At 65.6% G+C, this 22,046-nt stretch carries 19 protein-coding genes, 1 tRNA gene and 1 pseudogene; 10 read left to right on the top strand and 11 right to left on the bottom strand.

The annotated features are described in order from the left end of the window. The first annotated feature begins 121 nt into the window (after nucleotides 1-121). The 6 genes from ASE16_RS19780 (at nucleotide 122) to ASE16_RS12125 (ending at nucleotide 8,097) form a co-directional block, all read left to right on the top strand. Nucleotides 122-823, top strand: a complete 702-nt coding sequence (locus tag ASE16_RS19780; protein ID WP_157480358.1) for a hypothetical protein — start codon at nucleotides 122-124, stop codon at nucleotides 821-823. Between the two features lie 830 nt (nucleotides 824-1,653). Beyond that, nucleotides 1,654-1,932 (top strand): hypothetical protein, encoded by a 279-nt coding sequence (locus ASE16_RS12145; protein ID WP_055895250.1) that lies wholly within the window; start codon nucleotides 1,654-1,656, stop codon nucleotides 1,930-1,932. A 534-nt stretch (nucleotides 1,933-2,466) separates the two neighbouring features. Next, entirely contained in the window at nucleotides 2,467-5,193 is a 2,727-nt protein-coding gene (locus ASE16_RS12140; RefSeq protein ID WP_055895248.1) for an AAA family ATPase, read from the top strand. 506 nt (nucleotides 5,194-5,699) lie between these two features. Continuing rightward, a complete protein-coding gene (locus tag ASE16_RS12135; protein WP_055895246.1) occupies nucleotides 5,700-6,863 on the top strand; it encodes a tyrosine-type recombinase/integrase in 1,164 nt (387 codons plus the stop codon). A gap of 66 nt (nucleotides 6,864-6,929) precedes the next feature. Continuing rightward, nucleotides 6,930-7,505: a helix-turn-helix domain-containing protein gene (locus ASE16_RS12130; RefSeq protein WP_055895244.1), complete on the top strand. Its 576-nt coding sequence runs from the start codon at nucleotides 6,930-6,932 to the stop codon at nucleotides 7,503-7,505. Next, nucleotides 7,498-8,097: a hypothetical protein gene (locus ASE16_RS12125; protein ID WP_157480356.1), complete on the top strand. Its 600-nt coding sequence runs from the start codon at nucleotides 7,498-7,500 to the stop codon at nucleotides 8,095-8,097. The genes ASE16_RS12130 and ASE16_RS12125 overlap by 8 nt, the downstream gene beginning before the upstream one ends. A 401-nt stretch (nucleotides 8,098-8,498) precedes the next feature. Here the strand turns inward: ASE16_RS12125 and ASE16_RS19450 are convergent, their stop codons facing one another. The 9 genes from ASE16_RS19450 to ASE16_RS12085 all read right to left on the bottom strand — a co-directional run bounded on the left by ASE16_RS19450 (nucleotide 8,499) and on the right by ASE16_RS12085 (nucleotide 17,154). After that, nucleotides 8,499-9,266 (bottom strand): TatD family hydrolase, encoded by a 768-nt coding sequence (locus tag ASE16_RS19450; protein WP_082581409.1) that lies wholly within the window; start codon nucleotides 9,264-9,266, stop codon nucleotides 8,499-8,501. Beyond that, a complete protein-coding gene (locus ASE16_RS12115; RefSeq protein ID WP_055895240.1) occupies nucleotides 9,263-10,564 on the bottom strand; it encodes a hypothetical protein in 1,302 nt (433 codons plus the stop codon). The genes ASE16_RS19450 and ASE16_RS12115 overlap by 4 nt, the downstream gene beginning before the upstream one ends. After that, the gene (locus ASE16_RS19990) at nucleotides 10,561-11,091 is read right to left on the bottom strand and encodes a hypothetical protein (protein ID WP_082581408.1); all 531 of its coding nucleotides are present in this window, start codon (nucleotides 11,089-11,091) and stop codon (nucleotides 10,561-10,563) included. The genes ASE16_RS12115 and ASE16_RS19990 overlap by 4 nt, the downstream gene beginning before the upstream one ends. Further along, nucleotides 11,088-11,342 (bottom strand): hypothetical protein, encoded by a 255-nt coding sequence (locus ASE16_RS19985; protein ID WP_200949631.1) that lies wholly within the window; start codon nucleotides 11,340-11,342, stop codon nucleotides 11,088-11,090. The genes ASE16_RS19990 and ASE16_RS19985 overlap by 4 nt, the downstream gene beginning before the upstream one ends. 44 nt (nucleotides 11,343-11,386) lie before the next feature. After that, the gene (locus tag ASE16_RS12105) at nucleotides 11,387-13,294 is read right to left on the bottom strand and encodes a P-loop NTPase fold protein (RefSeq protein WP_055895237.1); all 1,908 of its coding nucleotides are present in this window, start codon (nucleotides 13,292-13,294) and stop codon (nucleotides 11,387-11,389) included. A gap of 874 nt (nucleotides 13,295-14,168) precedes the next feature. Next, nucleotides 14,169-14,240: transfer RNA gene (locus tag ASE16_RS12100), tRNA-Arg, on the bottom strand. A 61-nt stretch (nucleotides 14,241-14,301) separates the two neighbouring features. Next, nucleotides 14,302-14,799 (bottom strand): HNH endonuclease, encoded by a 498-nt coding sequence (locus tag ASE16_RS12095; RefSeq protein ID WP_055895236.1) that lies wholly within the window; start codon nucleotides 14,797-14,799, stop codon nucleotides 14,302-14,304. Nucleotides 14,800-15,320: 521 nt separating this feature from the next. Then, the gene (locus tag ASE16_RS12090) at nucleotides 15,321-16,169 is read right to left on the bottom strand and encodes a C40 family peptidase (RefSeq protein ID WP_235500476.1); all 849 of its coding nucleotides are present in this window, start codon (nucleotides 16,167-16,169) and stop codon (nucleotides 15,321-15,323) included. A 295-nt stretch (nucleotides 16,170-16,464) separates the two neighbouring features. Beyond that, nucleotides 16,465-17,154, bottom strand: a complete 690-nt coding sequence (locus ASE16_RS12085) for a metal-dependent transcriptional regulator (protein ID WP_055895233.1) — start codon at nucleotides 17,152-17,154, stop codon at nucleotides 16,465-16,467. A gap of 120 nt (nucleotides 17,155-17,274) precedes the next feature. On the opposite strand from ASE16_RS12085, the gene serC reads away from it, so the two are divergent. Further along, nucleotides 17,275-18,390 (top strand): phosphoserine transaminase, encoded by a 1,116-nt coding sequence (serC, locus tag ASE16_RS12080; protein ID WP_055895231.1) that lies wholly within the window; start codon nucleotides 17,275-17,277, stop codon nucleotides 18,388-18,390. After that, nucleotides 18,357-18,572, top strand: a pseudogene (locus ASE16_RS20125) (hypothetical protein); the annotation flags it as partial. The gene serC and the pseudogene ASE16_RS20125, both read left to right, overlap by 34 nt. On the opposite strand, the gene ASE16_RS19435 reads toward ASE16_RS20125, so the two are convergent. Beyond that, nucleotides 18,486-19,373: a DUF3027 domain-containing protein gene (locus ASE16_RS19435; protein WP_082581406.1), complete on the bottom strand. Its 888-nt coding sequence runs from the start codon at nucleotides 19,371-19,373 to the stop codon at nucleotides 18,486-18,488. The pseudogene ASE16_RS20125 and the gene ASE16_RS19435 sit on opposite strands and share 87 nt — an antisense overlap. Further along, nucleotides 19,366-19,746: a cold-shock protein gene (locus tag ASE16_RS12070; protein WP_055895229.1), complete on the bottom strand. Its 381-nt coding sequence runs from the start codon at nucleotides 19,744-19,746 to the stop codon at nucleotides 19,366-19,368. Before ASE16_RS12070 ends, ASE16_RS19435 begins: the two co-directional genes overlap by 8 nt. Nucleotides 19,747-19,802: 56 nt before the next feature. Between ASE16_RS12070 and ASE16_RS12065 the strand changes: the two genes are divergently transcribed. After that, a complete protein-coding gene (locus ASE16_RS12065) occupies nucleotides 19,803-20,111 on the top strand; it encodes a hypothetical protein (protein ID WP_055895228.1) in 309 nt (102 codons plus the stop codon). A gap of 31 nt (nucleotides 20,112-20,142) precedes the next feature. Continuing rightward, nucleotides 20,143-22,005 carry a helicase-associated domain-containing protein gene (locus tag ASE16_RS12060; RefSeq protein ID WP_055895225.1) on the top strand — a complete coding sequence of 621 codons (1,863 nt, stop codon included), beginning with the start codon at nucleotides 20,143-20,145 and terminating at the stop codon, nucleotides 22,003-22,005. The last annotated feature ends 41 nt before the right edge of the window (nucleotides 22,006-22,046 follow it).

Genomic DNA, 22,046 nt, shown 5'->3' with positions numbered 1-22,046 from the left:
CGTCAGGATCGATGAGCTAATGCGCGATCTGGCGGGGACCGGGCTGACCGCCGCAGACCGACGCCGGCTTATGTGGTTCCGCAGCAAGTGCGCAGCGCGGTGGGTAGGTTGGGTGTCAGGAATGCTTACCGGCGCAATCGTTCTGATGTCCGCAGTTGTGCTTGCGCTTTCATTCGTGTTTAGGGCCACGGCTGATGCAGGCGTGGTCTCCTCAGTGAGCGCACTCGTTACAGAGGCTTGCGCTGTCGGCTTCTTCGTCTGGGCATACCTGTACCTTGCGCCAGTCGCGTTCGATCCGCCTACGAACTTCGCGCGAACCGCGATGGAGACGGCTCGTCTAATACCTACTAAATCTGACGGATGGCAGATCGGAATCGGATACAGCTTGGCCAACCTATCCGGGAAGACTGCGCGTGCCCTCATGACGGTAGTAACAGGCCGTCGAACCAACGTTGCCGGTCGCCCCGATGTGACTCGACACGCGGCCGAGGTCGCCGAAGGCATCATGTTGGTCGTTCCCGTTGAAGGGCCGGCGTTCTGGCGCAATCACACAAACGCCGCCAATGACTATGCCAAGCTCCTGCACGACATCAACGGCCTCGTTGGCATTGGCCGGACGGAATTGATTCCGGAGGCAATCCGACGGTCTCGAGAAGATGTGGCGATGGAAATGTTCGTCAGTGCAGGCTCCGCCGAGGTGCGTAGATACCTGCATCCCATGGCCGAAACCACTGCAGTCGAAGCAACCGTTCGATACTTGGTTCCGCTCGTAACAATGACTGTAGCTATTGCGACCCTATTCGCAACTCTAGGCAAACAGTAGAGGACCTTGGGGCGGACCTTCTCAGACCCGGGACCCGAAACCCGGGATCCGAACTCATCCGATTTACGGCATTTGCTCGGTCATGAAGGCCGACAAGATAGTCGAGGAACGTCCAGTAGACGACTAAGTAGCCGTCAGCGCAATGACCCCCGGCCCTCCTTTGATCGGGGCTCCCTTCTCTCGTCGGGCGGCCCTCGGTCGGGACGCATCGCCCCGAGTATGAGGCGCGGATGGAAGGGAGAGGAACGTGAAGAGGGAAGGACTGGAGCAGGAGAGGAAGGAAACGAAGCGAAGAGGGAGGAGGAAAGAACAAAGAGCAGAAGGAAGGGACAAGCACAGATAAGCAGAAAGGCTACAGAGCGAATGCACGTAGGCACTTAAGTGGAGCGGCCTGCGCCAGTCCCGGTTTCAAAGGGCTTCCGCGTCAACCTTGTTGCCTCGATCTCACCGACTATCAGGGTGGGCCGATCCCTGTTCCGTGCCCTGATCTATGTGGACGACGGCGTCTACTTGCCCCTGCTCAACGAGCCGATGAAGGTGTGTCAGCACTTGCCGCCGCGTCGTTACCCGGCCGGTGACGGGGCCACATCCATGTCTTCACATGCCGCTAGTCGAGGTCGCCGCACGCGGCGCTGCACTATTGGGTTTTGAGGGCCTTTCCGCCGCCCGATCGTAGCTCACTCCCGGTGCTCCGTGCCGGGCTTTCGCGGCGTAGCCTCCTCCGCTGCGCTCCCCCGATACTCCACGACCCGGCACTGTGCACCTCCCGCTCGCTCTCGATCACTCGCCGGAACGGCACTCAAAAACGATCGACCCTTGGAGTGAGTGGGATGCGGGCATTCATCATCGACACCAGCAACATGGCACCGGAACTGCAAGGCGGACTCATCGGTGTGGAGGGGTCCGCGAACCCGACCGCAGCGGAGAAGCAGGAATGCGTTGAGACCGTCAGCAGATGCGTGATGGATGGATGGGCGATCGCCGCCGACCCGCGCGCTCCGATCGGCTGGCTCGCCGCCCTAACCGCGGAGACGGCATGCGTGCCCTTCGTCAACCTCACCCGTCTTGCTCCGGGTGAACCCGCGCTGCAGCCTGCAGCACAAACCTGACGCACCGACTGGCGACTCAGCCACGCGGCGGGGCTGTCTTGCGTGTTGCGAAGCTCGAATGGCCGGCCACGGGATGCGGTCGGGCAGTGAACGGTTTCTGCGAATTTCGGATTTGCGCGTCAAAACCGCCTGGCAAACACAACGTGTAGGTATGAGGGCATCGCTTTCGGGAACGGCGCCGCGGCGCAGGTCGCCGTTGGCTGCACCGGGAGGCTTGCCGGATTCACAGCAGAAGCGACCTGCACGTCCCCCGCCCACCTCCGCTACCGCACGATCGAACGCGCTGAGCTGGGGTCGTCTCAGGCTCGCGTCGGTGGTTGGGCGGACGATGATCGGGCGGCCCCCTGACACGGTTCGCTGCGGGCAGAAACGGCCCGATTCCGATCGATTTCTAGCGGGTTTCGGACATTTGGGCCATTTGCGCGCCCAATCCGCCTTCGAACCGGAAGTTCTAAGTAGAAGGACCTTTTTCGAAAGGACAAGTTCGCCCGGTTTCGGGAGGCCCAAGACGACGTTAGTGGGAGGTGAGAGCAGGTGCGAGGTGGAGTAGCCAGATGGAAACGGGGACAGTCCTCCCACGGGGTCAAGCAAGCGGTCAACTACGCCTTCAGCGGTGTCTGTGACGCCACCCTGACCGCCAAAACCACCGACGGGGTCATCGCCGCTGCTGGTTACGCCGACGCCGTGATGACCCGGTACATCGTCGAGAACGGGAGCATCCGCGACGACCTCCTCGCCCGCGACCAACTGAAGGCCTGGGTCGACGGGCTCGACCCCCTCACCGGGGAGCGCCGCGGACGGGATCTCGAGTCGCCTGTGGCGGATCTGATTCTGGATGCGACGATCAACGCACCGAAATCGTTCTCGATCGCCGCCATGCTCGACCCCGACCTCGCCGCCGCGTACGAAGACCTCCAAGACCGCCTCCGCGACCGGATCATCAAGCTCTGGCAGAGCGAACTCAACGCCCGCCGCGGCAAAGGCGGCAGTATCCGCGAAGACCTCGCCCGAATCGAGATCGTCGACCTCCGCCACGAACGCTCCCGCTCCTTGGACCCGCACAAGCACCGCCACCTCTGGCTGAACGTCAAAGTCCAAGGTGTGGATGGCAAGTGGTCCAACATCGACACCCGGGTCGCGTTGCGGTTCCAGAACGTGATCAACGCCGAGGGCGACCTCGCCTCCCGCACCGACCCCACCTGGATCTCTGCCCTCCACGAGAAGGGGTTCACCCTCAACGAGGACGGCGAGATCACCCAACTGCAGCACCTGGTTCGGCCGCTGTCGAAACGGTCCGCGCAGATCGAAGCCAACAAGATCACGCGGATCGCGTGGTGGAGACAGCAGCACCCCGGACAGCAGCCGTCCCACGATGTGCTCAGCCAGATCGACCATTGGGCGTGGGCGGTCGGCCGACCCAACAAGCCCGGCGACCTGGACGAAGACGGATGGGCCGAGCTCGTCCGGGAAGAACTCCTCGCCGCCGACCCCGCGCTCGGTACGCATGGTTCGCCAGTTTCGGTACCACCCGTCGCCATCGACCACCTTGACATCAAGTTGCTGGCAGCGAAGGCCGTTGTTGACGCGGACGCTCGCTCGACCGGCAGCGGCGGTCGATTCAGCCGGATGGATGTGCGGGCCGGTGCGCTCCGAGCTATCGCCGGCACAGGCGTTGTCGCCGACCGCGATGCGCTCGTCAAGCTCGCTGAGGAAGTCGTAGCGCGATCGCGCACCGTGGCGCTGATCTCCGAAACGGACGCGCCAAAGCACGTCAAGCACCTCATGGCGGTCTCCACCGCAACGCTAAAGGCCACACTGGCCCAGAAGGTCGACGCGTTCTCCGCGCCCGGACAGATCCTGGATACGGACGAGGTCGTCGCGATTGGTCGCGCAATCGAGCCTGACCGAGTTCTGGACGACGGGCAGCTTGATGGTGCTGCGGCCATAGGTGGCACGTCGAGCAGCGTCGTCGTCTCTGGCCCGGCTGGCACGGGAAAGACCACCATGCTCAAGGTCGCGGGTGCCGCTTTGCGGCGACGCGGCCGCAAGATGATCATCGTCGCACCAACCAAGAAGGCTTCCGCTGTCGCCGGACGCGAGACGATGAGCGCATCGTCGTCCCTCCACCAGCTCCTTCACGATTTTGGATGGCGCTGGGCAGCTGACGCGTCCGGGGCGACCGTGTGGAAGCGTCTCTCGATCGGCGAGAGGGATCTGGTGACGGGGGCAATCTACAACGGCCCACGGATCCGCATCGATCGTGGTGACCGCATCGTCGTAGACGAGGCTGGCATGCTGGACCTCGAGGCCGCGTCAGCCCTCCTCGATATTGCGCATGCCTCTGGCGCGGGAGTCGCTCTCGTCGGCGACGAGCAACAAGCGCTCCCGGTCGGGCACTCGGGTGCCATGGTGCTCTTCTGGCGCCGGTCACCTCAGCGTGTTGAGCTCACGACTACGCATCGATTCAAAGATCCCGAGTGGGCGGAACTCATGCTTCGACTACGGGATCCCGTAGACCAGGCAGCCATGTGGGGCGTGGCCACCGACATCATTCGTACCGAGCACGCTGTGATGGCAGATAGCGACCTCGCCGCGCGTGCGGCGATGGTCGAAGGATGGTTCGACGCCGCACGCGATCGAGAGACGATATCCCTGGTCACGGCGACTCACGCTGAAGCGCAGGAGATTAGCGAAGCGATCCAGGCCCGCCGGATCGCATCTGGCGCAATATCCGTGGGCCGCTCGGTTTCCGGACAGGGTGGACAGACAATCTTTGTCGGCGACGTAGTTCAATCGCGTCGGAATGATTCAGTCGCCGACGTGCAGAACCGCCAGAACTGGATCGTAAAGACCATCAGCAACGACAGCGTCATCCTCGCCGCCAGCACCGATACGACCGACCTTCGGAAGGTCAGCCTCGACTACGCCGAGTCGCACATCCACCTCGCCTACGCCACAACGGTCTACGGGGTTCAAGGCGAGACGACCGACCGCTCCCTCGTTGGTCCGGGAGTTGACGCCGCGGGCCTCTATGTCGGTCTTACTCGCGGCAAGGAGCAGAACTCCGTCGTGCTCGTTGCCCCGACTGAAGACGCTGCGAGAGCAGAACTGGTCGAACTGATGCAACGCCGAACGGTAGAAGAAACGATGGAGAAGTCTCAAGCGGCCGCCAGATCGGAACTGCGGCGCGCTGCCCAGTCATCCGCTGGACCGATCGTCGAGGCTCCTGCGCGGCACGCCGCTTCGGTTGGCATCGAATGATCAAGCTGAGGGCTCTACCGGGCGAGCCCCGTCGCCCACAGTTGGCGGCCAAGGAAATTGACGCCGTCCAATGTCCCGCCCCGCGGATCGAACCCGAATATCGCGATACCCAGCTGATCGGCGCGATCAATCGCTCCGGGACGAACGCCGCGACGAACAAAGATCAGTCCCCGACGTCCGTCGGACGTGACGAGCGACGCCGCACGCTCAACGAGTTCCGAGCCGATGTTCCCCCGCCCGTTCTCAACCCACCCGAGGTAACGAGAACCATACAGATCGCAGACCCGGTGCGATTCACCTCTGGCCACGACAGCGTCTATCTCACCGAGGTATCGCATCCACTCGGCGCAAAGCTCGACCGCTTCGTCGTCCGATGCTCCCCGCGGTCTTGGTTCTGGTGTCGCTCGCACAGGTCCAGAGTGCACCCATCCTCAGATAGCCGTCGAACCTGGAGTTCCTGGATAGCGCCGCGCGGCGTCGTCGGTGACGAGAGTTAGGTTCTGCGAGTGGGAAGCATCGATGCTTACGAGTCGGCCAAAGGCCGGCGCTATCGCGTGCGCTGGCGCGACCCCGAACACCAGCAACGTGAGAAGCGAGGGTTCCGCACCAAGCGTGAAGCGGAGCTATATAACGCGACGGTCGAAGTAGCGATGATGAAGGGTACCTACTTCGAGGCATCTCAATCCAGGATCACAGTCGGTGAGCTCGCCGAAGAATGGCTCGCCAACAAGGAGCAAGCCCTCAAACCGTCCAGCTTCTCCCCCATCCGCATCGCCTGGCGTGTCTACGTCGAGCCGCGCTGGGCGGCGACGCCGATCGGCGCGATTCGCCCCTCCGCGGTCGAGAAGTGGATCCGAGAACTGAGCCAGGGCAAAGCTGTCACCGTGCGGGTCCGCGTGGGCAATGCCGGCAAGCCCAGATCGGCCGGCGTCGTCCTACGCGCGGTGGGGATCCTCGCCGGGATTCTCGATGTAGCGGTACGTGATGGCAGGATTCCAGCGAACCCGGCTCGGGGTGCGAGCAACCTTCCGCGTAAGGGAACCAAGAAGCGTCGCCGGTATCTCACCAACGAGGAGGTCTTCCGCTTCGCACGGGCGGTGCCCGATGACAAGCGCAGCGTGCTCGTGTTGACTCTGGCCTACACCGGCATTCGGTGGGGCGAAGCTGTCGCGCTCACCGTGAACGACATCGACCTTGACCGTTGCCGTCTGGCCATCCACCAGACCGCGACAGAAGTAGACGGGCTCATCCACGTCGGGCCGCCGAAGAGCTGGGAAGCTCGTTCGGTGCCCTTCCCCGCATTCCTCGCCCCACGCCTCGGGCAGCTCATCGCAGGCAAGAAGCGTGACGACCTCGTCTTCCCCGCACGAGCGGGCGGCTATCTCGCGCGACCCGACACTGCCTGGAACCGGCAGTCCTGGTGGCTGACGGCGCTGCGCGATGCCGGACTCGACCACATGACCCCGCACGATCTTAAACACACCGCCGCCAGCTTGGCCGTGAGTGCCGGCGCCAACGTCAAGGCCCTCCAGCGCATGCTGGGGCACAAGTCTGCTGCGATGACACTGGACACTTATGCCGACCTCTTCGAGGACGATCTTGGGTCGGTCGCCGATCGGCTCAACGAGAGGGTCCTGTCGGAGAGCGGAGGAAGCTTATGGAGCAACTGACGCAGCGCCATCTGAGCGCGTTAAGGGTTATACTCAATTGAGTATAAATGCGAGGAGGTGAGTGGGATGGCATTCGCGGATCTGATTCGGGCCGCACGCAAGGCCTCAGGATTCAGCCAGGCAGAAATCGCAGACCGCGCGGACACGTACCAACCGATCGTCTCTAGCGTGGAACGCGGCAAGCGAGACACCGGTGTCGCGTCCGCAGCGCACCTCGCGCGCGCCGCACGGCATCGTCTCTTCCTCATTCCGACTACCCATCCGAGCGCCGTCGAAACGGCAGCGCGCATCGCCGCCGCCGTCCACGAGGGCAGCCGGGACGGCGCGTTCCGCGCGCTCCTCGACCTCTCTGATGGGCTGGCGAAGGAAGACCCACTGGTCGTTGCGGCGCTCGTCGTCGCCCAGCCAGAAGGCACCGGCAGCCGAGATTGGGACGCCGCATTGTCCGGCACCGTCGCGTACCGGCTGCGCCAGGCGGGTCTGCCCGCGGCGCTCTGGACGAATCAAGCGATTACCGAAGACTCTGAGCTGCGGGCCCCGCACCTACACCCGCTCGACGACGCACCGGATGCGTCCAAGGTGCCGCCCGAGTTCCTCGAACGGGGCATCCTGATCGAAGAGGGAACGCTCGCCAGTGTCTGATCAACGACCTGGTCTCGACCGCGACTCACTCATCGATGGACTGAACGGTCTCATCGAACGAGTCCAAGCCGAAGGGATCGGCCCTGTCCGGATCAGCATCGTGGGAGGTGCCGCTCTGGCGCTCTCCCACATCGACCGCCGGCGAACGGTCGATGTCGACGCACGCTTGGACCCGCACGATGCTCTCATTCGCATCGCCGAGCGGATCGCTGTCGAGCGCGATTGGCCGTCCGGCTGGCTGAACTCCAACGCCTCCCAGTTCTTCCCCGACTGGGGCAAGTCCGTCGACTGGAGACCCCTTTACGACCGCGACGGTGTCCGCGTCGAAGTGGCGCCGGCGGATGAGCTTCTCGCCATGAAGCTCCGCGCCGCGATGGGCCGACCCGGACGTGACACCGCCGACATCGTCAGCCTCGTCGCCGAGCTCGACATCGAAAGCGCCGACGACGCCGAATCGATCTTCTCCGCTTACTACCCCGGCGACGGCCTTAACGATCGGGTGTACGCGCTTGTGGAGCGGGCCGTAGCTCACCGCGCAGAGTTCCAAGCTACGGCACTGCCGGACGTCGAAATGAATCCAGAGGCGCACTGACCAGGGAAGGACTCGGCTAGCGGTTCGGGGCATGGAAGGTTGAGGCCCGCGAGGTGCCGACCGGGCCCGCGATGCCGCCACGCTGCAACCATGACCGACGAGATGTTGATGGGTGGCCGTCGACGACGCCCCGACAAGTCCTTTCGGAGGCGTCGAATCTGATCGGTCAGGGATTCATCCTTGTGTACAGACAGGTCGGCCCGATGGACAGCGGACTGTTTCTCGTAGCGCGCGGGGCAGCGCGAGGTACGCATCCTCGCCGACAGGGGCCAGTGGTGGATCGACGACGGGTCCGGCAGCGTTGGACCATTTCCCTCCCGGATCAGCCGTTGATGCCGAGGGCGCGCATCCGGGTGAAGTGGTAGCTCGGGCTCATGTTGCTGAACCGGAGTGCATTATGGCTATGCCGCACTGAGCATCCGCCTTACCGGCGACGGGAGAAGTGGCGCGACCTCGGTCTCATTGACCAGCCGCTTGAAGTTCTGCCAAACCTGAGCGCGCATTCCCTCGGCGGCAACTCCGTGAATCGCCGCGAGCGCTCCCTCGACGCTCTCCACCGCGCCCGGCTGGCGCGGCAGAGGCGAGGTTCGATCACCAACCGGGTGGTCGGTCTCGGTAAGTATGCGCTCGAGCGGGATCTGCGCTATGTCAGTCGGGTGTTTCACGCCTGCCGCGTTCACTGAAAACCAGCACCCGAGAGCAACAGCTCGGGCGGTCTGTGCAGGACTCCCCCGCCACCAGTGCAACACAGCTCCTTGGATTGCGTCTTCGGCGAGAGTGTCGAGGACCAGGTCGGGTGCGCCGCTGCTGTGGATGGATACGATCCTAGGTAGCGCGGCGAGCTCTTGCAGGACCGTTCGGAATGTTGCCTCCTGCATTGCCATTGGCACCTTCGATCGTCGATCCAGCCCCACCTCGCTGACAAACGGGGTCGTCCGGGCTAAAGTTGCGAAGCGGTCGCGACTGAAGTTTCGATGCGCGACAACAACGCCCGGGTGGCAGCCGACCCCCCACACCGTGACTGCATCGCGTCGACCCTGTGTAGCCTCGAACTCGTCAAGGGACCGACTGGCTGCGAACACGACCGCGCCGAGGCGTTCCAGGTCCCGGGCAGGGATCGTCGGCCTGATGTGCGCGTGGAGATCCAGCGGCGGGAGGGGTGGCGTCATCCGACGACGCCTCTCAATTCCTCCACGCCGAGGGCGCATAGCGTGACGGCGTCCACTGCCCTGTAACCGTCTGGAAGCGACATGGCCATGACATCTTTGGGGCGCACGCCGCGGTGGACGAAGTCGCGCATCGGTTCGACGATGTTCTTGCTGCGAACAAACTCGATGAACCTGCCGGTGGTGTCGTTGACGAGGTAGGTCGTGGTGTCCGGGATGTCGGAGGCATTGAACGCAGAGCGTCGCACGAGACAGCCGAAGCACACGCCGCATGCTGCACCGGACGGTGCGCCGCTATATCGGCCGTCGGTGTGGGAACAAGAGTTGGTCGCGCTCAGGTAGCGGGAGGCCGCGTCGAAGCCGATGGCCGCCGCGACGCGACGGAACATCTCCCCCTTGGTGATCGTCTCGAAGGGGTTCTCGAGGGCACCGTGGCCGCCGACCGTGGTGACGAGTGCACTGAGGTCGCTGAGAAAGCGAGGGTGCGTGGTGTGTGTGGAGAGGCTGCCGCGGCGATCAGGTCCGAGAGGCGGATTGAGCGAGGCGAAGCCGTTCTCGGGAATCCAGAGAGTCGAACCGGCCCGCTCGGCGACGGCGAGGCCGAGCGCAAGGAAGAGAAATGAACGCGAACGGGTAGAGGTTTCGCTGCGGAACTGGGTGCCGTCGAGGCGGCGACTACCACGGTTGAGATGGAACTGATGGTGCACCTGCGCCTGCTCCCGGATGAGACCCTCAATCGCAGAGACCAGGTCGCGCTGGACAGGCGAGAGCGCGGTGAAGCTGAAGTGCGACACGAGCGCCTGCGAGCTGTCGCTGCCGAGATCGAGCGCCGACAGCAATGCCCCTACTGCCGAGTCGGCACCGCCGCTCAGCAGGACGGTGCGGCCGTGGTGCTGACCCTCTACCACGAGGGGCGGGAAGGCCGCGGCGGGCGCCTGTGTGAAGCTGAATGTCCAGTGGTCGCCTGTGAGGAAACCAATTAGCGCTGACAGCTCGTCGGCATGCGCGCTCCAAGTGTCGGGGCTGGCGACGTCGACCGTCAAGTCGAGGTCGCGGGCATTCCAGTCGGAGCCGCCGCGGGCACGGAGAATCGAGCGATCCGTCGCGAGCACACCTAGAGCGATTCGGACAAGGTCAACGTTGATCGGATTGACCGCGCCGAGCTCATGAAGGAACGGCCCGGTGGATCCCGTGAAGGTACTACGTCCTGTGCCTGTCCAGAGGAAGACCTCGTCGAAAATCCCGGATGTGAGAGCTGCATTGGCCGATGCCTCGGACAGGGTGAGGATGAGGCGGCTCATGAGGACACTCCGAAGATTGTGCCGATGTCGCGGATGCCCGTTTCGATGGCGCTCGCCATCTCCTGCTCGGTGGCGCCTGTGGCAGTGAAGTTCGCCTGTGCGGCGTACTCGGCGGCGACGTCGCGAACCTGCTGCTCGACACTTTGGCGCTCGGTAAAGGAGGCCCCCTTGTCGTGGAGCGAGGAGGCAATCTCCGTGAGCGCGGTCTCAGCGATCGTGGTCTCGATAGTCTTGCGGACTACGTCCTCCGGAGCGGGCGCGCGGTCTGCGGGGTGCTCCAGAATCCAGGAGACCACCTCGGCGACGATGTCGCGTTCTTCCGCGTCAGCAAGAGTGCTGTCGGCCTTGGCCTCGAACGCGGCCTCGACAATCTTTATGCCGACCGCGACCGGGTCGCCGAGTGCCCGCAGCTCGTCGTAGTTGAGGCCCGCTCGATCGAGGGCAGCGCGGTTGCCGGATGAGTAGGCGAGCGCGAGGCTTCCCGCCCGGCCCGCAGCCCGCGAGATGCGGCCAACGGAGCGCTTCACGCCTCCTGACGACCGACCACCGCCCCCACCAGCTCCTCCTCCGCCGCCGCCACCGCTGGGCCCATCGCTCCGGCCGCCGGGCGAACGAAGGAGAAGTCGCACTGCGGGTCCCAGATCGACCTTGCGAGCCGCGGCTCCCGACCCACCTGAGGGGTTTGACGGCACGCCTTGAGCGGCATTGTCTCCGTCACTGCCGTCTGCACCACCGAAGCCATCGCCGTCGCCATCCAGCCATCCAGCGATGTTGTCACGCAGATCCTTTGCGTCGCTGCCGCCGCTGCCCCCGAAAGAACCACTAGTTCCCATCGCGCGTCGCCCATTCCTTCTCGACGACGATGACCGCGTTGAGGGTCTGCTCGTTCGTCACTCCGGCCTTCCACGCCTCGAGCACAGGCCCGAAGACGAACGCATCGAGCGGGCGAAGCTTCACAACAGTGGCCGTCTCAATATCAACGCCGCGAATGCTCCGCAGAGCGCCGACTACGTCGCCTGTTACTGCGGGCTGGGTGGCGGCGAGTCGGAGGAGACTTTCGACGGAGAACTTCTGGATGGTGGGCTGGTCGCGGGTGCGACGTCCAAGGAATCCGACGAGCGTGCGTGCGTCCGCCTCGGGGAGAGCGCGAAGCACCTCTTCAGTGACACCGGAGCGATCGAGCCTGAGGGACGAGGTCAGTGCGGACGCGAGATCACGGAGCCGCTCGGGAAGACCAGTGTCGATGACCTCGATCTTCGCGAACGACGCGGCAAGGTAGAGGTAGCCGGAGATCGCGGTCGCGTCCAGGGCAGGCGGGAGCTTCGCCCAGCGGCGCAACGTATCGCTGAACCCGTCCTCAAGAGGAGGGGCGGCCTTAGTCTCCTCGACCGCGACGACAGCACGCCTCGTCCTCGCCTGTGCTGGCGTCGACTCATCGCTACTCTCGCCACCTTGTTCCACGAGTGGCGTGGCCGGGCCGTTGGCGGCGAGGTCGAGTGCCTCGAGCTTGTCGCGGAGCTGGTTTGTGGCCAGCCAGTCGAGCACCTGCTCGAAGTCGTCGGTGAGGATCCGCTCCAGAACCATGAGCTTGACGACCGCGTCAGGCTGGAGATTGAAGCCGCGGCGGCGGGCGATGCTCTGACGCACATTCAGGTCGTTAAGGAACCGCTTGATCCGGCGCGGGTTGCCGTGAAACTTTTCGTACAGGATCGGGGTGAGACGTGATGCTGTGACGAGCTGGTCGACCAGTGGGCTCCCCTCAGGGACGGATACCGAGTCGAGGTTTGGAGCCGTCAGGCGCAACGCGTCACACTGGACGATCAGCGCCTCGTACTCAGTATCGTCAAGTCCCGCCTTGGCGAGAAGCAGGAAAAGATAGGCCTCAGTATCGAAGCGGCTGAGGGCGGGCACCGGGATGGTCGTCTGGACAATCTTGTGCAGGTAGAGCTTGGCCGGCGACTCCTCATCTCGGGCACCGTCGGCGGTGTGAAATCGCTGCTGAATCGCTTCGGCGACCCGGTCCTCGTCCGCAGCGATCACGAACGACATGCCTCTAGCCGACAGGAACAGTCGAATCGCCTCGAGCGTTTCCACGACGGTGTCAGGAAGACACCGATCGAGATCATCGACCAGGACCACTACACGAGAGACGTGCTGCAGCGCCGGATCCGCGAGGAGCTCCTGGAACTGCTCCCGGAACTCCGCCATGCCCTTTTCCCCGCCGAGGCTCTCAGGGTCGTCGCTCACCAGCCCGAACACATCGTCGATGTCGGGGATCTGCAGTGTGATGGCTGTACGGGCCGCCATCTTGATCGCCTTGGTCCAATTCACCTTGCGGGCGAGCTTCTTGAGCGTGTCGATTGCCGTCTTCGCGGTCGGATCCGTGTCCTTGAACTCGCCGCTGAGCGCCTCAAGCACCTCCGCGATGAGACTCTCTTTCGGGCCTACGGCCGGGTCGTAGCGCCACGGTTGAGTCGCGACGACCAACACCTTGTCGTCCACGCCCGCAGACCGAGCCGTGATCTCAGAGACGACCAACTCAAGGACGCTCGTCTTGCCGCTCCCCCAAGAGCCCGAGAGTCCGATCGCGATCGGGTCTAGGTCATCGTCGAAGATCGCGTCAGCTACCGTCTCGGCTACCGCGCGAAACGCCAGCAGATCCCTCTCGGCCGGTTCATCCGACCACAGGGGGAATGTATGCGCGTCTGATGATGTGGTTGTTGTCCCCATTTGGGCATGATTATGCCAGCAAGGCCGGGACACGCTTATCTCGACCCGCTGCCGTAGCGAGCCTCCTCCGACCGAACGCATGCCACTGTCCGAAAGACCACTCTGACACGGACGAGAAAGGTTCCGCCAGGTCAAGCGCCACGAGCCGTACTCCGACAGGAATTTCTCAACGGGGACCGCGGTTGTACTTTGAGAGCGACCAAGTTCATCGCCCGTGATGAGCCGAAGGATCCGGCTAAGGTATCCACAATGCTCCGGTCACACAGTTGTGCGACTGTCTGGACCCAGAGCGTCATGAACGCCGTCGTCCGAAACGCTGTACGGGCAGGCGTTTCGTGGAGACGCTTCATGAACGCCATCTTCCGCTTTCTCGGCGATTCGACATCCGCACTGGCCCTGATTGGTCTGCTTGTGCTCGCGGTCTGCATGTCGTCACTCACGGTCGTAGCGGCTTGCTTCGTATCCCAATGGGATCCTCACGCACTCAAGCTGCTTCGAGCCTTGACCGTCCTCCTGCAGAGGAAGGGTTTGTCGGCTGTTTGGCTGACCTTTGTACTCGTCGCGCTGCCATTTCTGATCGTGCTCGGCCTGAACCCGCGAACAGCAGGACGAGCCCGCCAGATTCTCCGTATCCTCGGCCGCCAAGGAGGCCGAAGCACACGCACACGAAAAGAGCCCTCGACGCCCCTACGATCGACGTCTGGATCAGAGGCTGCGTGACGCAAAGCAACCCACTGTGATCTCCGGAGATCTCTTAGAGTTTCTTAGAGTTTTTCGGCGTCCCTGTGGGCAAATTGTGGGCAAAAACGAAAATGGGCGATTTCCACGTCCGCGGAAATCGCCTCTGACCGGCAATTTTACCGTGCCCCAAAGGTGCCCCTGGAGGGACTCGAACCCCCAACCTTCTCCTTAGGACGGAGCAGCTCTTCCATTGAGCTACAGAGGCTGACCGCACGAGTCTACCGGGGGCCGCTGGCCAGCGCGAAACCGGGACACGCCCTGCAGCGTCAGGCCGCCGGCGCCAGGTAGTCGCTCCAGTCAGGCTGCGTCACCTCGGTGCCGCGGACGACCCAGGAGGCGTCGTGCGGGACGCGCGGGGTGAAGGAGAGGGACCAGTTCATCTCGGCGGGCGTGTGGTTGCCCTTGATGTTGTTGCAGCGGAGGCAGCAGGCGACCAGGTTCTCCCAGCTGTCGGCACCGCCGCGGGAGCGTGGGAGGACGTGGTCGATCGTCGTGGCCGACTTGCCGCAGTATGCGCAGCGGTGCAGATCGCGGCGGAGGACGCCCCGGCGGCTCACCGGCACGGCGCGACCACGAGGGATGCGGACGTAGCGCGTGAGGAGGATGACCGACGGGCGCTCGTAGCTGGCTGAGATGCCCCAGACCGGGTGGGCCTGGTCAACAGAGAGCACCGTGGCCTTCTGATTCATGACGAGCACGATGGCGCGTTTGAAGGAGACGACCGCGAGGGGCTCGTAACCGGCGTTGAGGACCAGTGTCTTCATCGTGGACCTTCCTGCGAAACAGCGACGGGATGCGGTGAGCGGAGGCGAAGGGATGCGCCAGGGGAAAGAGAGTCCGAGGTGCGAACGCCAGGGGAAAGAGAGTCCGAGGTGCGAACGCCCGGGGAAAGCACCTCCGGGCAAAGAAAAAGGGCACTGTCCGTGCGGACAGCGCCCAGTGAAGCGGCGGCATGGTGGCGGCAGGCCACGAAGGGGCGGCGGCAGGCGACCACATGGGTGCGACAGGCGAGGAAATCGTGGTGGCGGGCGACCAGCTGGCCGCGCTCTACCCAGGAAGTCACCCTGCGCGGCTCGGCCATCGCACTCCCCGGATCTCTCGCGGTGCGAACATCCAACGCGTGGACATTCACGGTTTCAGGGGATCAGAGTAACGCAGAAACGGCGCACCACATATTCGGGGCGCGCCGTTCCTGCTCCGCGTCACGCGGAGTTCACGTTCTGTTCCGGTCCAGGAAGCCTCAGGACCGTGTTCGAATCAGCCCGGCAGGGGCCGACCCTCAGCCTCAGATGCCGAGACGGACGATGTAGTAGTCGCTGGTCCAGATCGGGCGGATGGAGATGCTGCGCCCGGTGTCCGGCGCATCCATGATGTTGCCGTTGCCGGCGTAGAAGCCGTCGTGGCCGGGCATGATGACCAGGTCGCCCGGCTGGGCGTCCGCGATCGAGATGCGCTTGCCCATCGCCGCCTGGCCGGAGACCGAGTGCGGCAGGGAGATCCCGAACTGGGCGTAGACGTACATCACGTAGCCGGAGCAGTCGAAGCCGGCGGGCGTGGAGCCGCCGAAGACGTACGGGGTGCCGATGTACTGCTGCGCCACCGAGAACACCTGCGGGAGGCTGAAGCTGGGGTACGGCGGGTTGGCCAGGAAGTCGGTGACGGACGGGCCGGAGTAGCTGGCGTAGCTCGCGAACGACACGGCGGCCTGCTGGCGTGCCAGCTCGGCGGCTTTCGCTGCCTTGGCGGCGGAGAGCTCCTGCTCGCTGGTCGCGGTGGCTGCGTCGCGGGCGACGGCGGCGGCTGCGACGGTCTGCGGAACCTCGACGCTCTGCGACTGGGCCTTCTTCATGCTGTCGACGGCGCTGCTCTTGAACTGCGCGGTGTCGGCACCCTGCGGGTTGAAGGCGTACGCGGGAAGAGCCATCGTGGCGATGAGACCGGCGGCGAGGGTCATGACAGCAACGTTGATCACGCCGCCCTTGACCTTCTTGCTCGGCTTCTTCGGCGCAGCCTTCTCGGCGGGCTTGCGGAACGCGGCCCCGGCGGACGAGCCAGCGGCGCCAGCACCGGATGCGGTGACAGGCGCGGCCGCCTTCTGCTCCACTCGTGCACCGCGCAGAGAGCGGCGGGACACGATGTCGGAGGTTGCTGGGGTCGAGCTATTCGGGTTTGTGGGGCTCTCTTCAGAGCCTGGTCTACCTAATAGGGCCAAGGGTTGAACCTCCTGCGCTCCAGCAGCACTAGGTAGCTGCCCCGTCCCGGATGCTTATAGCTTGGCTTCGCGAACCAGGAGACAGGGGTGGGGGGTGGAGCGTCCCGGTTCGGGTCCTGTGGCCGGCTTCTGGCCCGTCGGACTCGTTAGAGACTACGGGACGACCCCCGCTTTGTCACATCCTTTTCCCGATATTTTAACAAGTCGGTAACGGAAATCAGGCTTCGACGAAGATGTGCGCCGCCAGCTCGTTCGGCAGTTCCAGGCCGTTCTCGAAGCCGTCGATCTGCACGGCGACGTACGAACCAGCGGGCGTGAACGTGCCGGTCGAGCCAGGAAAAACGCCCGCCTGCTTGAGCTGCAGGAGCAGCTCGGGGTCCACCTGAGCCGGCTCTCCGAGGCGCTTGATCCTGGCAGAAACCCCGGAATCCTTGCCGACGACCACATCCACGAGGTTGGTGAGACCCTCCGTGGTGGGAGACACGATGTCGCCGAGCTCGTCCAGACCGGGGATGGGGTTGCCGTACGGCGACTCCGTCGGGTGCCCGAGCATGGTCAGCAGCTTGCGCTCGACCTGCTCGCTCATGACGTGCTCCCAGCGGCAGGCCTCTTCGTGCACGTACTCCCACTCGAGCTCGATCACGTCGCTCAGGAGGCGCTCGGCCAGACGGTGCTTGCGCATGACGTGCACGGCCTTGCGGCGGCCGTCGTCCGTCAGTTCGAGGTGACGGTCGCCGGAGACGACCACGAGTCCGTCCCGTTCCATCCGGCCGACGGTCTGGGAGACGGTCGGGCCTGAGTGGCCGAGACGCTCCGAGATGCGCGCACGCAGAGGGACGATGTTGTCCTCTTCCAACTCCAGGATGGTGCGAAGGTACATCTCGGTCGTATCGATCAGGTCGGTCATCAACCCTCCAGCTTTGTCGCGCGCGTGTGTCCAGTAGAGACTACTGGGTGCCGGTGACAGCGCGGAGTCGCCGCGGCGGAGTCGACCGACAGGGGTTCTAACAGCCAATAGACTCTGGATATGCCGGATGTGACGATTCCCACTGATCTGCTGCCCGCCGACGGACGATTTGGATGCGGTCCATCCAAGGTCCGCGAAGAGCAGGTCGCCTACCTCGCAGGAGCCGGCGCGAAGCTGCTCGGCACCTCCCACCGCCAGGCGCCGATCAAGAACCTCGTCGGGAGCGTGCGCGACGGGCTCGGCGAGCTGTTCCGCATCCCGAACGGCTACGAGGTCGTCATCGGCAACGGCGGCTCCACCGCGTTCTGGGACGCAGCGGCCTTCTCGCTGATCGAGAAGCGCAGCCAGAACCTCGTCTTCGGCGAGTTCGGCGGCAAGTTCGCCGCAGCGGCAAAGGCGCCGTGGCTGGAGGCGCCCCACGTCATCGACGCCCCGGCGGGCTCGCGCAGCGAGGCGCAGGCGGCGGAGGGCATCGACGTGTACGCCTGGCCGCACAACGAGACCTCCACCGGCGTCATGGCCCCGGTGAAGCGCGTGCACGGCGACGACGGAGCCCTCACGGTGGTCGACGCGACCAGCGCGGCGGGCGGCGTCGACATCGACGCAGCGGAGTCGGACGTCTACTACTTCGCCCCGCAGAAGAACTTCGCGTCGGACGGCGGCCTCTGGCTCGCGCTGTTCTCCCCCGCCGCCATCGAGCGGGTCGAGCGCATCGCGGCGAGCGACCGGTACATCCCCGAGTTCCTCAGCATCAAGAACGCGATCGACAACTCGCGCCTCAACCAGACGCTGAACACCCCGGCCGTCGCCACCCTGGTCCTGCTGGACAACCAGATCCAGTGGATGAACGGCAACGGCGGTCTCGCCTGGGCCGGTGCGCGCACGGCGGAGTCCTCGAACGCCCTGTACACCTGGGCCGAGAGCGTGGACTACGCGACGCCGTTCGTCTCCGATCCAGCACACCGCTCGCAGGTGGTCGTCACGATCGACTTCGACGACGCGATCGACGCCGCCGCCGTCGCGAAAGCGCTGCGTGCCAACGGCATCGTGGACACGGAGCCGTACCGCAAGCTCGGCCGCAACCAGCTCCGCGTCGCCACGTTCACGGCTATCGAGCCGGACGACGTGCGTGCCCTGATCGGCTGCATCGAGTACGTCGTCGGCCAGCTGGGCTGAGCGGAGCCACCGTGCGACTCTGGCTCCGCGACGACGAGCGACGGCCTGATCCTGTGCCCGTGAAGACGGACGACAGGAAGGCCGTGCTCGTCGGGCTAGGCCTGTGGGTGGTCGCCCTCGTCGTGACGCTCGTCTTCTTCCGCCAGCTCAGCGCCTCCGGCGACGGCTGGTGGCTCTGGACGGTCGTCGTCGGTCTCGCGCTCGGCATCGTCGGACTCGGTTACCTCACCGTCAAGCGACGCTGAGGCGTCTCCGTCGAGGTCGGCGTCAGCGTCCTCGCCGTCGAGCTCGGTGTCGCCGTCCTCGTCGAGGTCGTCCGCGTCGTCGTCGAGCTCAGCGTCGTACGTGTCGTCCGCGCTCTCGATGTCGACGCCGTCGAGGTCTTCCGGGTGGAGGTCGTGCACGTCGTGCTCGCCGTCCTCGTCCTCGAAGTCGTCGTCGGTGTCGTCATCATCGTCGTCGGATTCGTCGTCATCGTCGTCCGTGAGGGCTTCCGCCTCCGCGGCCGCGATGGCCTCCTGCGATGCCTGGTAGTCGGCGAGCCGCTCCGACCACGGCACCCAGTCCGGCGCGAGCAGGGCGCGCTCGCCCGGCATCAGCTCCGCCTCGAGCACGCTCGGAGCGGAGTCGCCGTCGATGCGCGACAGCGTCACGGTCCAGTGCCAGCCCGGGTAGCCGGACATGGTGCACTCGAACAGCAGGGAGAGCACGTGCTCTCCCTCCACGATGTGGCCGGCGGGCGCGCCGATGGTGGCCTCCGGCGTGATCTCCTTCAGCGCATCCCGTGCCTGGGCGATGGATGCGAGGAGCACGTCGTCGGGAACGGTCCAGACGGGCGCGGGCGCCTCGTCGGCGACCGCTGCGTCATCCTGGCCGGCGACCGCGGCGTCGGCCGAGGACGCCTCCGGGGTCTCCGTGGACTCGGGGGTCTCGGGGGTCTCCGCAGGCGTCTCGGCCTCGGCCTCGAATTCGGTGTCAGGCATCCAGGTCGTCCGCAACCCGGCGCAGCACGGCGGCGATCTTCGCTCCGTGCGCCTTGTCCGGGTACTTGCCCCGCTTGAGGTTCGCCCCGATGCCGTCGAGCAGCTTCACGAGGTCTTCGACGATGATCGCCATGTCGTCCGCCGACTTGCGGCTGAGCTTCACGAGGCTGGGCGGGGCGTCGAGGACGCGCACCGACAGTGCCTGGGCGCCGCGCTTGCCGTCGGCGATGCCGAACTCGAGGCGGGTTCCCGCTTTCACGACGGCACCTGCCGGCAGGGCGGAGGCGTGCAGGAAGACTTCCTGGCCGTCATCGGAGCTGATGAAGCCGAAGCCTTTCTCGTCGTCGTAGAACTTGACCTTGCCGGTTGGCATGGGAACCTCATTTCACATGGGGGATCGTATGACCAACCTCAATTATCCTTGATTTCGTGACCCAGCAGACCCCACAGGCGGCAAGCCGCCTCCAACGCATCCTGTCGTACATCATTGCGGCACTCGTGATCATCTCCCTGGTCTGCATCGCAGCCGTCCTGATCGGCTCCGCTCTCGGCGGCATGCCGGAGCAGGGATCGGGTCAGGGCATCTGGCCGGTGGTGTTCGTGCTGCCGATGATCGGCCTGTCCGTGGCGTTCATCCTGGTGATCGCCCTCATCGTGATCACCGGCAGGCAGCGCAGCAAGGCGGCGAAGGCCGCACGGCCCTCCGGCTCCGGCGGAGCCGGGACGGGCAAGCGGTAGGCCGGCGGGAAGCCGGGCTGGAACAGCGCCGATGACGAACACGCTCGCTCTGGCTGCGCGCCTGCGGGCGATGCCGGACGAGTCGATCGTCCACGTCCTGCACGAGCGCGCGATCCGCCGCGCAGGGATCTCCGACTTCTTCGACCTCGCGGACGCCCTGCTCGACCGCGAGGCGGTGCAGCGCGCGCTCTCCGGGCTCGACCGCACCAGGCTGGCCGTGCTCGTGGTGCTCGGTCGCGCATCCACCCCGATGGATGCGCGGGAGGTCGCCGCAGCGCTCGCCGGCTCCCCCGCAACGCCCGGCATCACCCCTATAGCGGCTCAGGAGGCGCTGGACGCCGTCTCCGGCCTCATCCTCGCCCATCCGGACTCCGGCGCGTTCTCGGCGTACGAGGCCGTCACGGCGCAACTGGCCGCGTGGCCGAGCATCCACCTGCCCTCCCCCGATGTCCTACTCGCCGAACCGGCGCCCGCCGCGCTCGCCGCCGTGCCGGACACCGAGCGCCGCTTCACCGACCGCCTCGCCGCCGAGCGCGCGTTCGATGCGGTGACCGCCGTGTCCGAGCTGATCGCCGAGCTTTTCAGGGAGGGCGCGCGCGAGCTGCAGAAGGGCGGGCTGGCACTGCCGGCCAGCAAGCGCATCGCCGGAGCCCTCGCTGTAGACGTGTCCATCGTGCCGACGGTGTTCTCGGTCGCATCCCGTGCCGGGCTCGTCGCCCTGGAGGATGCTCTCTGGTTGCCGACCGATGCCGCCTCCGCCTGGCAGCACACGCCGACTGCCGACCGCTGGCGCGCGCTGGCCGCGTCCTGGCAGGACGCCCTGCCGGACGACCTGCGCGGGATCCTCTCCTCGCGCAGCCGCGCGGCCTGGGGCGACAGCCTGCGCGAGTACGTCGCCTGGCTGTATCCGGCAGGCCGAGCGTTCGCCGAGGAGCGCGTCGATGCGTACACGCGGGATGCGGAATGGCTGGGCATCACCGCGCAGCAGGCGCCGAGCAGCGCGGGCAGCGCCCTGGTCGAGAGCGGCCCGGACGCCGCGGCCGCCGTGGTGCGCGAGCTGTTCCCCGCGGAGGTGGACAAGGTCTACCTGCAGCACGACCTCACCATCGTGGCTCCCGGCCCGCTCGACCCGGCGATCGACGGGCGCCTGCGCGGCATGGCCGACGTGGAGAGCAGGGCGCTCGCGTCCACCTTCCGGATGTCGGCCGCGACCATCGACAGGGCGATCACGGGCGGGGAGACGGCGGAGAGCATCCACGCGTTCCTGGCAGAGATCTCGCTGACCGGCGTCCCGCAGCCCCTCGACTACCTGGTGCGGGATGCGGCGGAGCGCTACGGCCGCGTGCGGGTGCGCGCCATCGACGGCGACGGGCGGATGCGGTCGGCTGTGGTCTCCGCCGACCTCACGCTGCTGACGACGATCGAGGTCGACCAGTCGCTCAGCGCCCTCGGGCTGGTCAGGGCGGCGGAGGACAGGCTGGAGAGCCGGTTCGCACGGGATGTGGTGTTCTGGGCGATCAGCGATGCGCGCTACCCGGTGGCTGCGGAGGACGCGGACGGGAGCGTGGAGGCGCTGCGGAGGCAGCGGGTCGCGCATCCCAGGGTCGCCGAGCGCGCCGATCAGGAGGCGGAACTCGTCGCCCGGCTGCGCGAGGCGGACGCCACCGCTGACGAGAGCACGGGAGAGCAGTGGCTGACCAGGCAGCTCGACCTGGCCATCAGGGCCAGGCAGCTCGTGGTGGTCGAGGTGGCGATGCCGGACGGCCGCGTGGTCGACTATCTGCTGGAGCCGACCGGCGTCGGAGGCGGACGCCTGCGCGGCCGCGACAGGGCGGCCGACATCGAGCGCACCCTCCCCCTCTCCAGCGTCCGGGGCCTCCGCCCCGCCGACTGACCCCCGGCGAAGCCATCGAGGCGGCGGAGGTGGGGGCTGAG

The sequence above is a fragment of the Leifsonia sp. Root227 genome, from assembly GCF_001428745.1.
In the GTDB taxonomy this organism is placed as follows: domain Bacteria; phylum Actinomycetota; class Actinomycetes; order Actinomycetales; family Microbacteriaceae; genus Leifsonia.
This window is presented reverse-complemented; position numbering and strand designations above follow the sequence as displayed.

Coding starts and splice junctions, on each gene's coding strand:
- ASE16_RS19780 (WP_157480358.1), top strand. CDS start 122: ATGCTTACCGGCGCAATCGTTCTGATGTCCGCAGTTGTGCTTGCGCTT.
- ASE16_RS12145 (WP_055895250.1), top strand. CDS start 1,654: ATGCGGGCATTCATCATCGACACCAGCAACATGGCACCGGAACTGCAA.
- ASE16_RS12130 (WP_055895244.1), top strand. CDS start 6,930: ATGGCATTCGCGGATCTGATTCGGGCCGCACGCAAGGCCTCAGGATTC.
- ASE16_RS19450 (WP_082581409.1), bottom strand. CDS start 9,266: ATGACGCCACCCCTCCCGCCGCTGGATCTCCACGCGCACATCAGGCCG.
- ASE16_RS12115 (WP_055895240.1), bottom strand. CDS start 10,564: ATGAGCCGCCTCATCCTCACCCTGTCCGAGGCATCGGCCAATGCAGCT.
- ASE16_RS12105 (WP_055895237.1), bottom strand. CDS start 13,294: ATGGGGACAACAACCACATCATCAGACGCGCATACATTCCCCCTGTGG.
- ASE16_RS12095 (WP_055895236.1), bottom strand. CDS start 14,799: ATGAAGACACTGGTCCTCAACGCCGGTTACGAGCCCCTCGCGGTCGTC.
- ASE16_RS12085 (WP_055895233.1), bottom strand. CDS start 17,154: ATGACCGACCTGATCGATACGACCGAGATGTACCTTCGCACCATCCTG.
- serC (WP_055895231.1), top strand. CDS start 17,275: ATGCCGGATGTGACGATTCCCACTGATCTGCTGCCCGCCGACGGACGA.
- ASE16_RS19435 (WP_082581406.1), bottom strand. CDS start 19,373: ATGCCTGACACCGAATTCGAGGCCGAGGCCGAGACGCCTGCGGAGACC.
- ASE16_RS12070 (WP_055895229.1), bottom strand. CDS start 19,746: ATGCCAACCGGCAAGGTCAAGTTCTACGACGACGAGAAAGGCTTCGGC.
- ASE16_RS12060 (WP_055895225.1), top strand. CDS start 20,143: ATGACGAACACGCTCGCTCTGGCTGCGCGCCTGCGGGCGATGCCGGAC.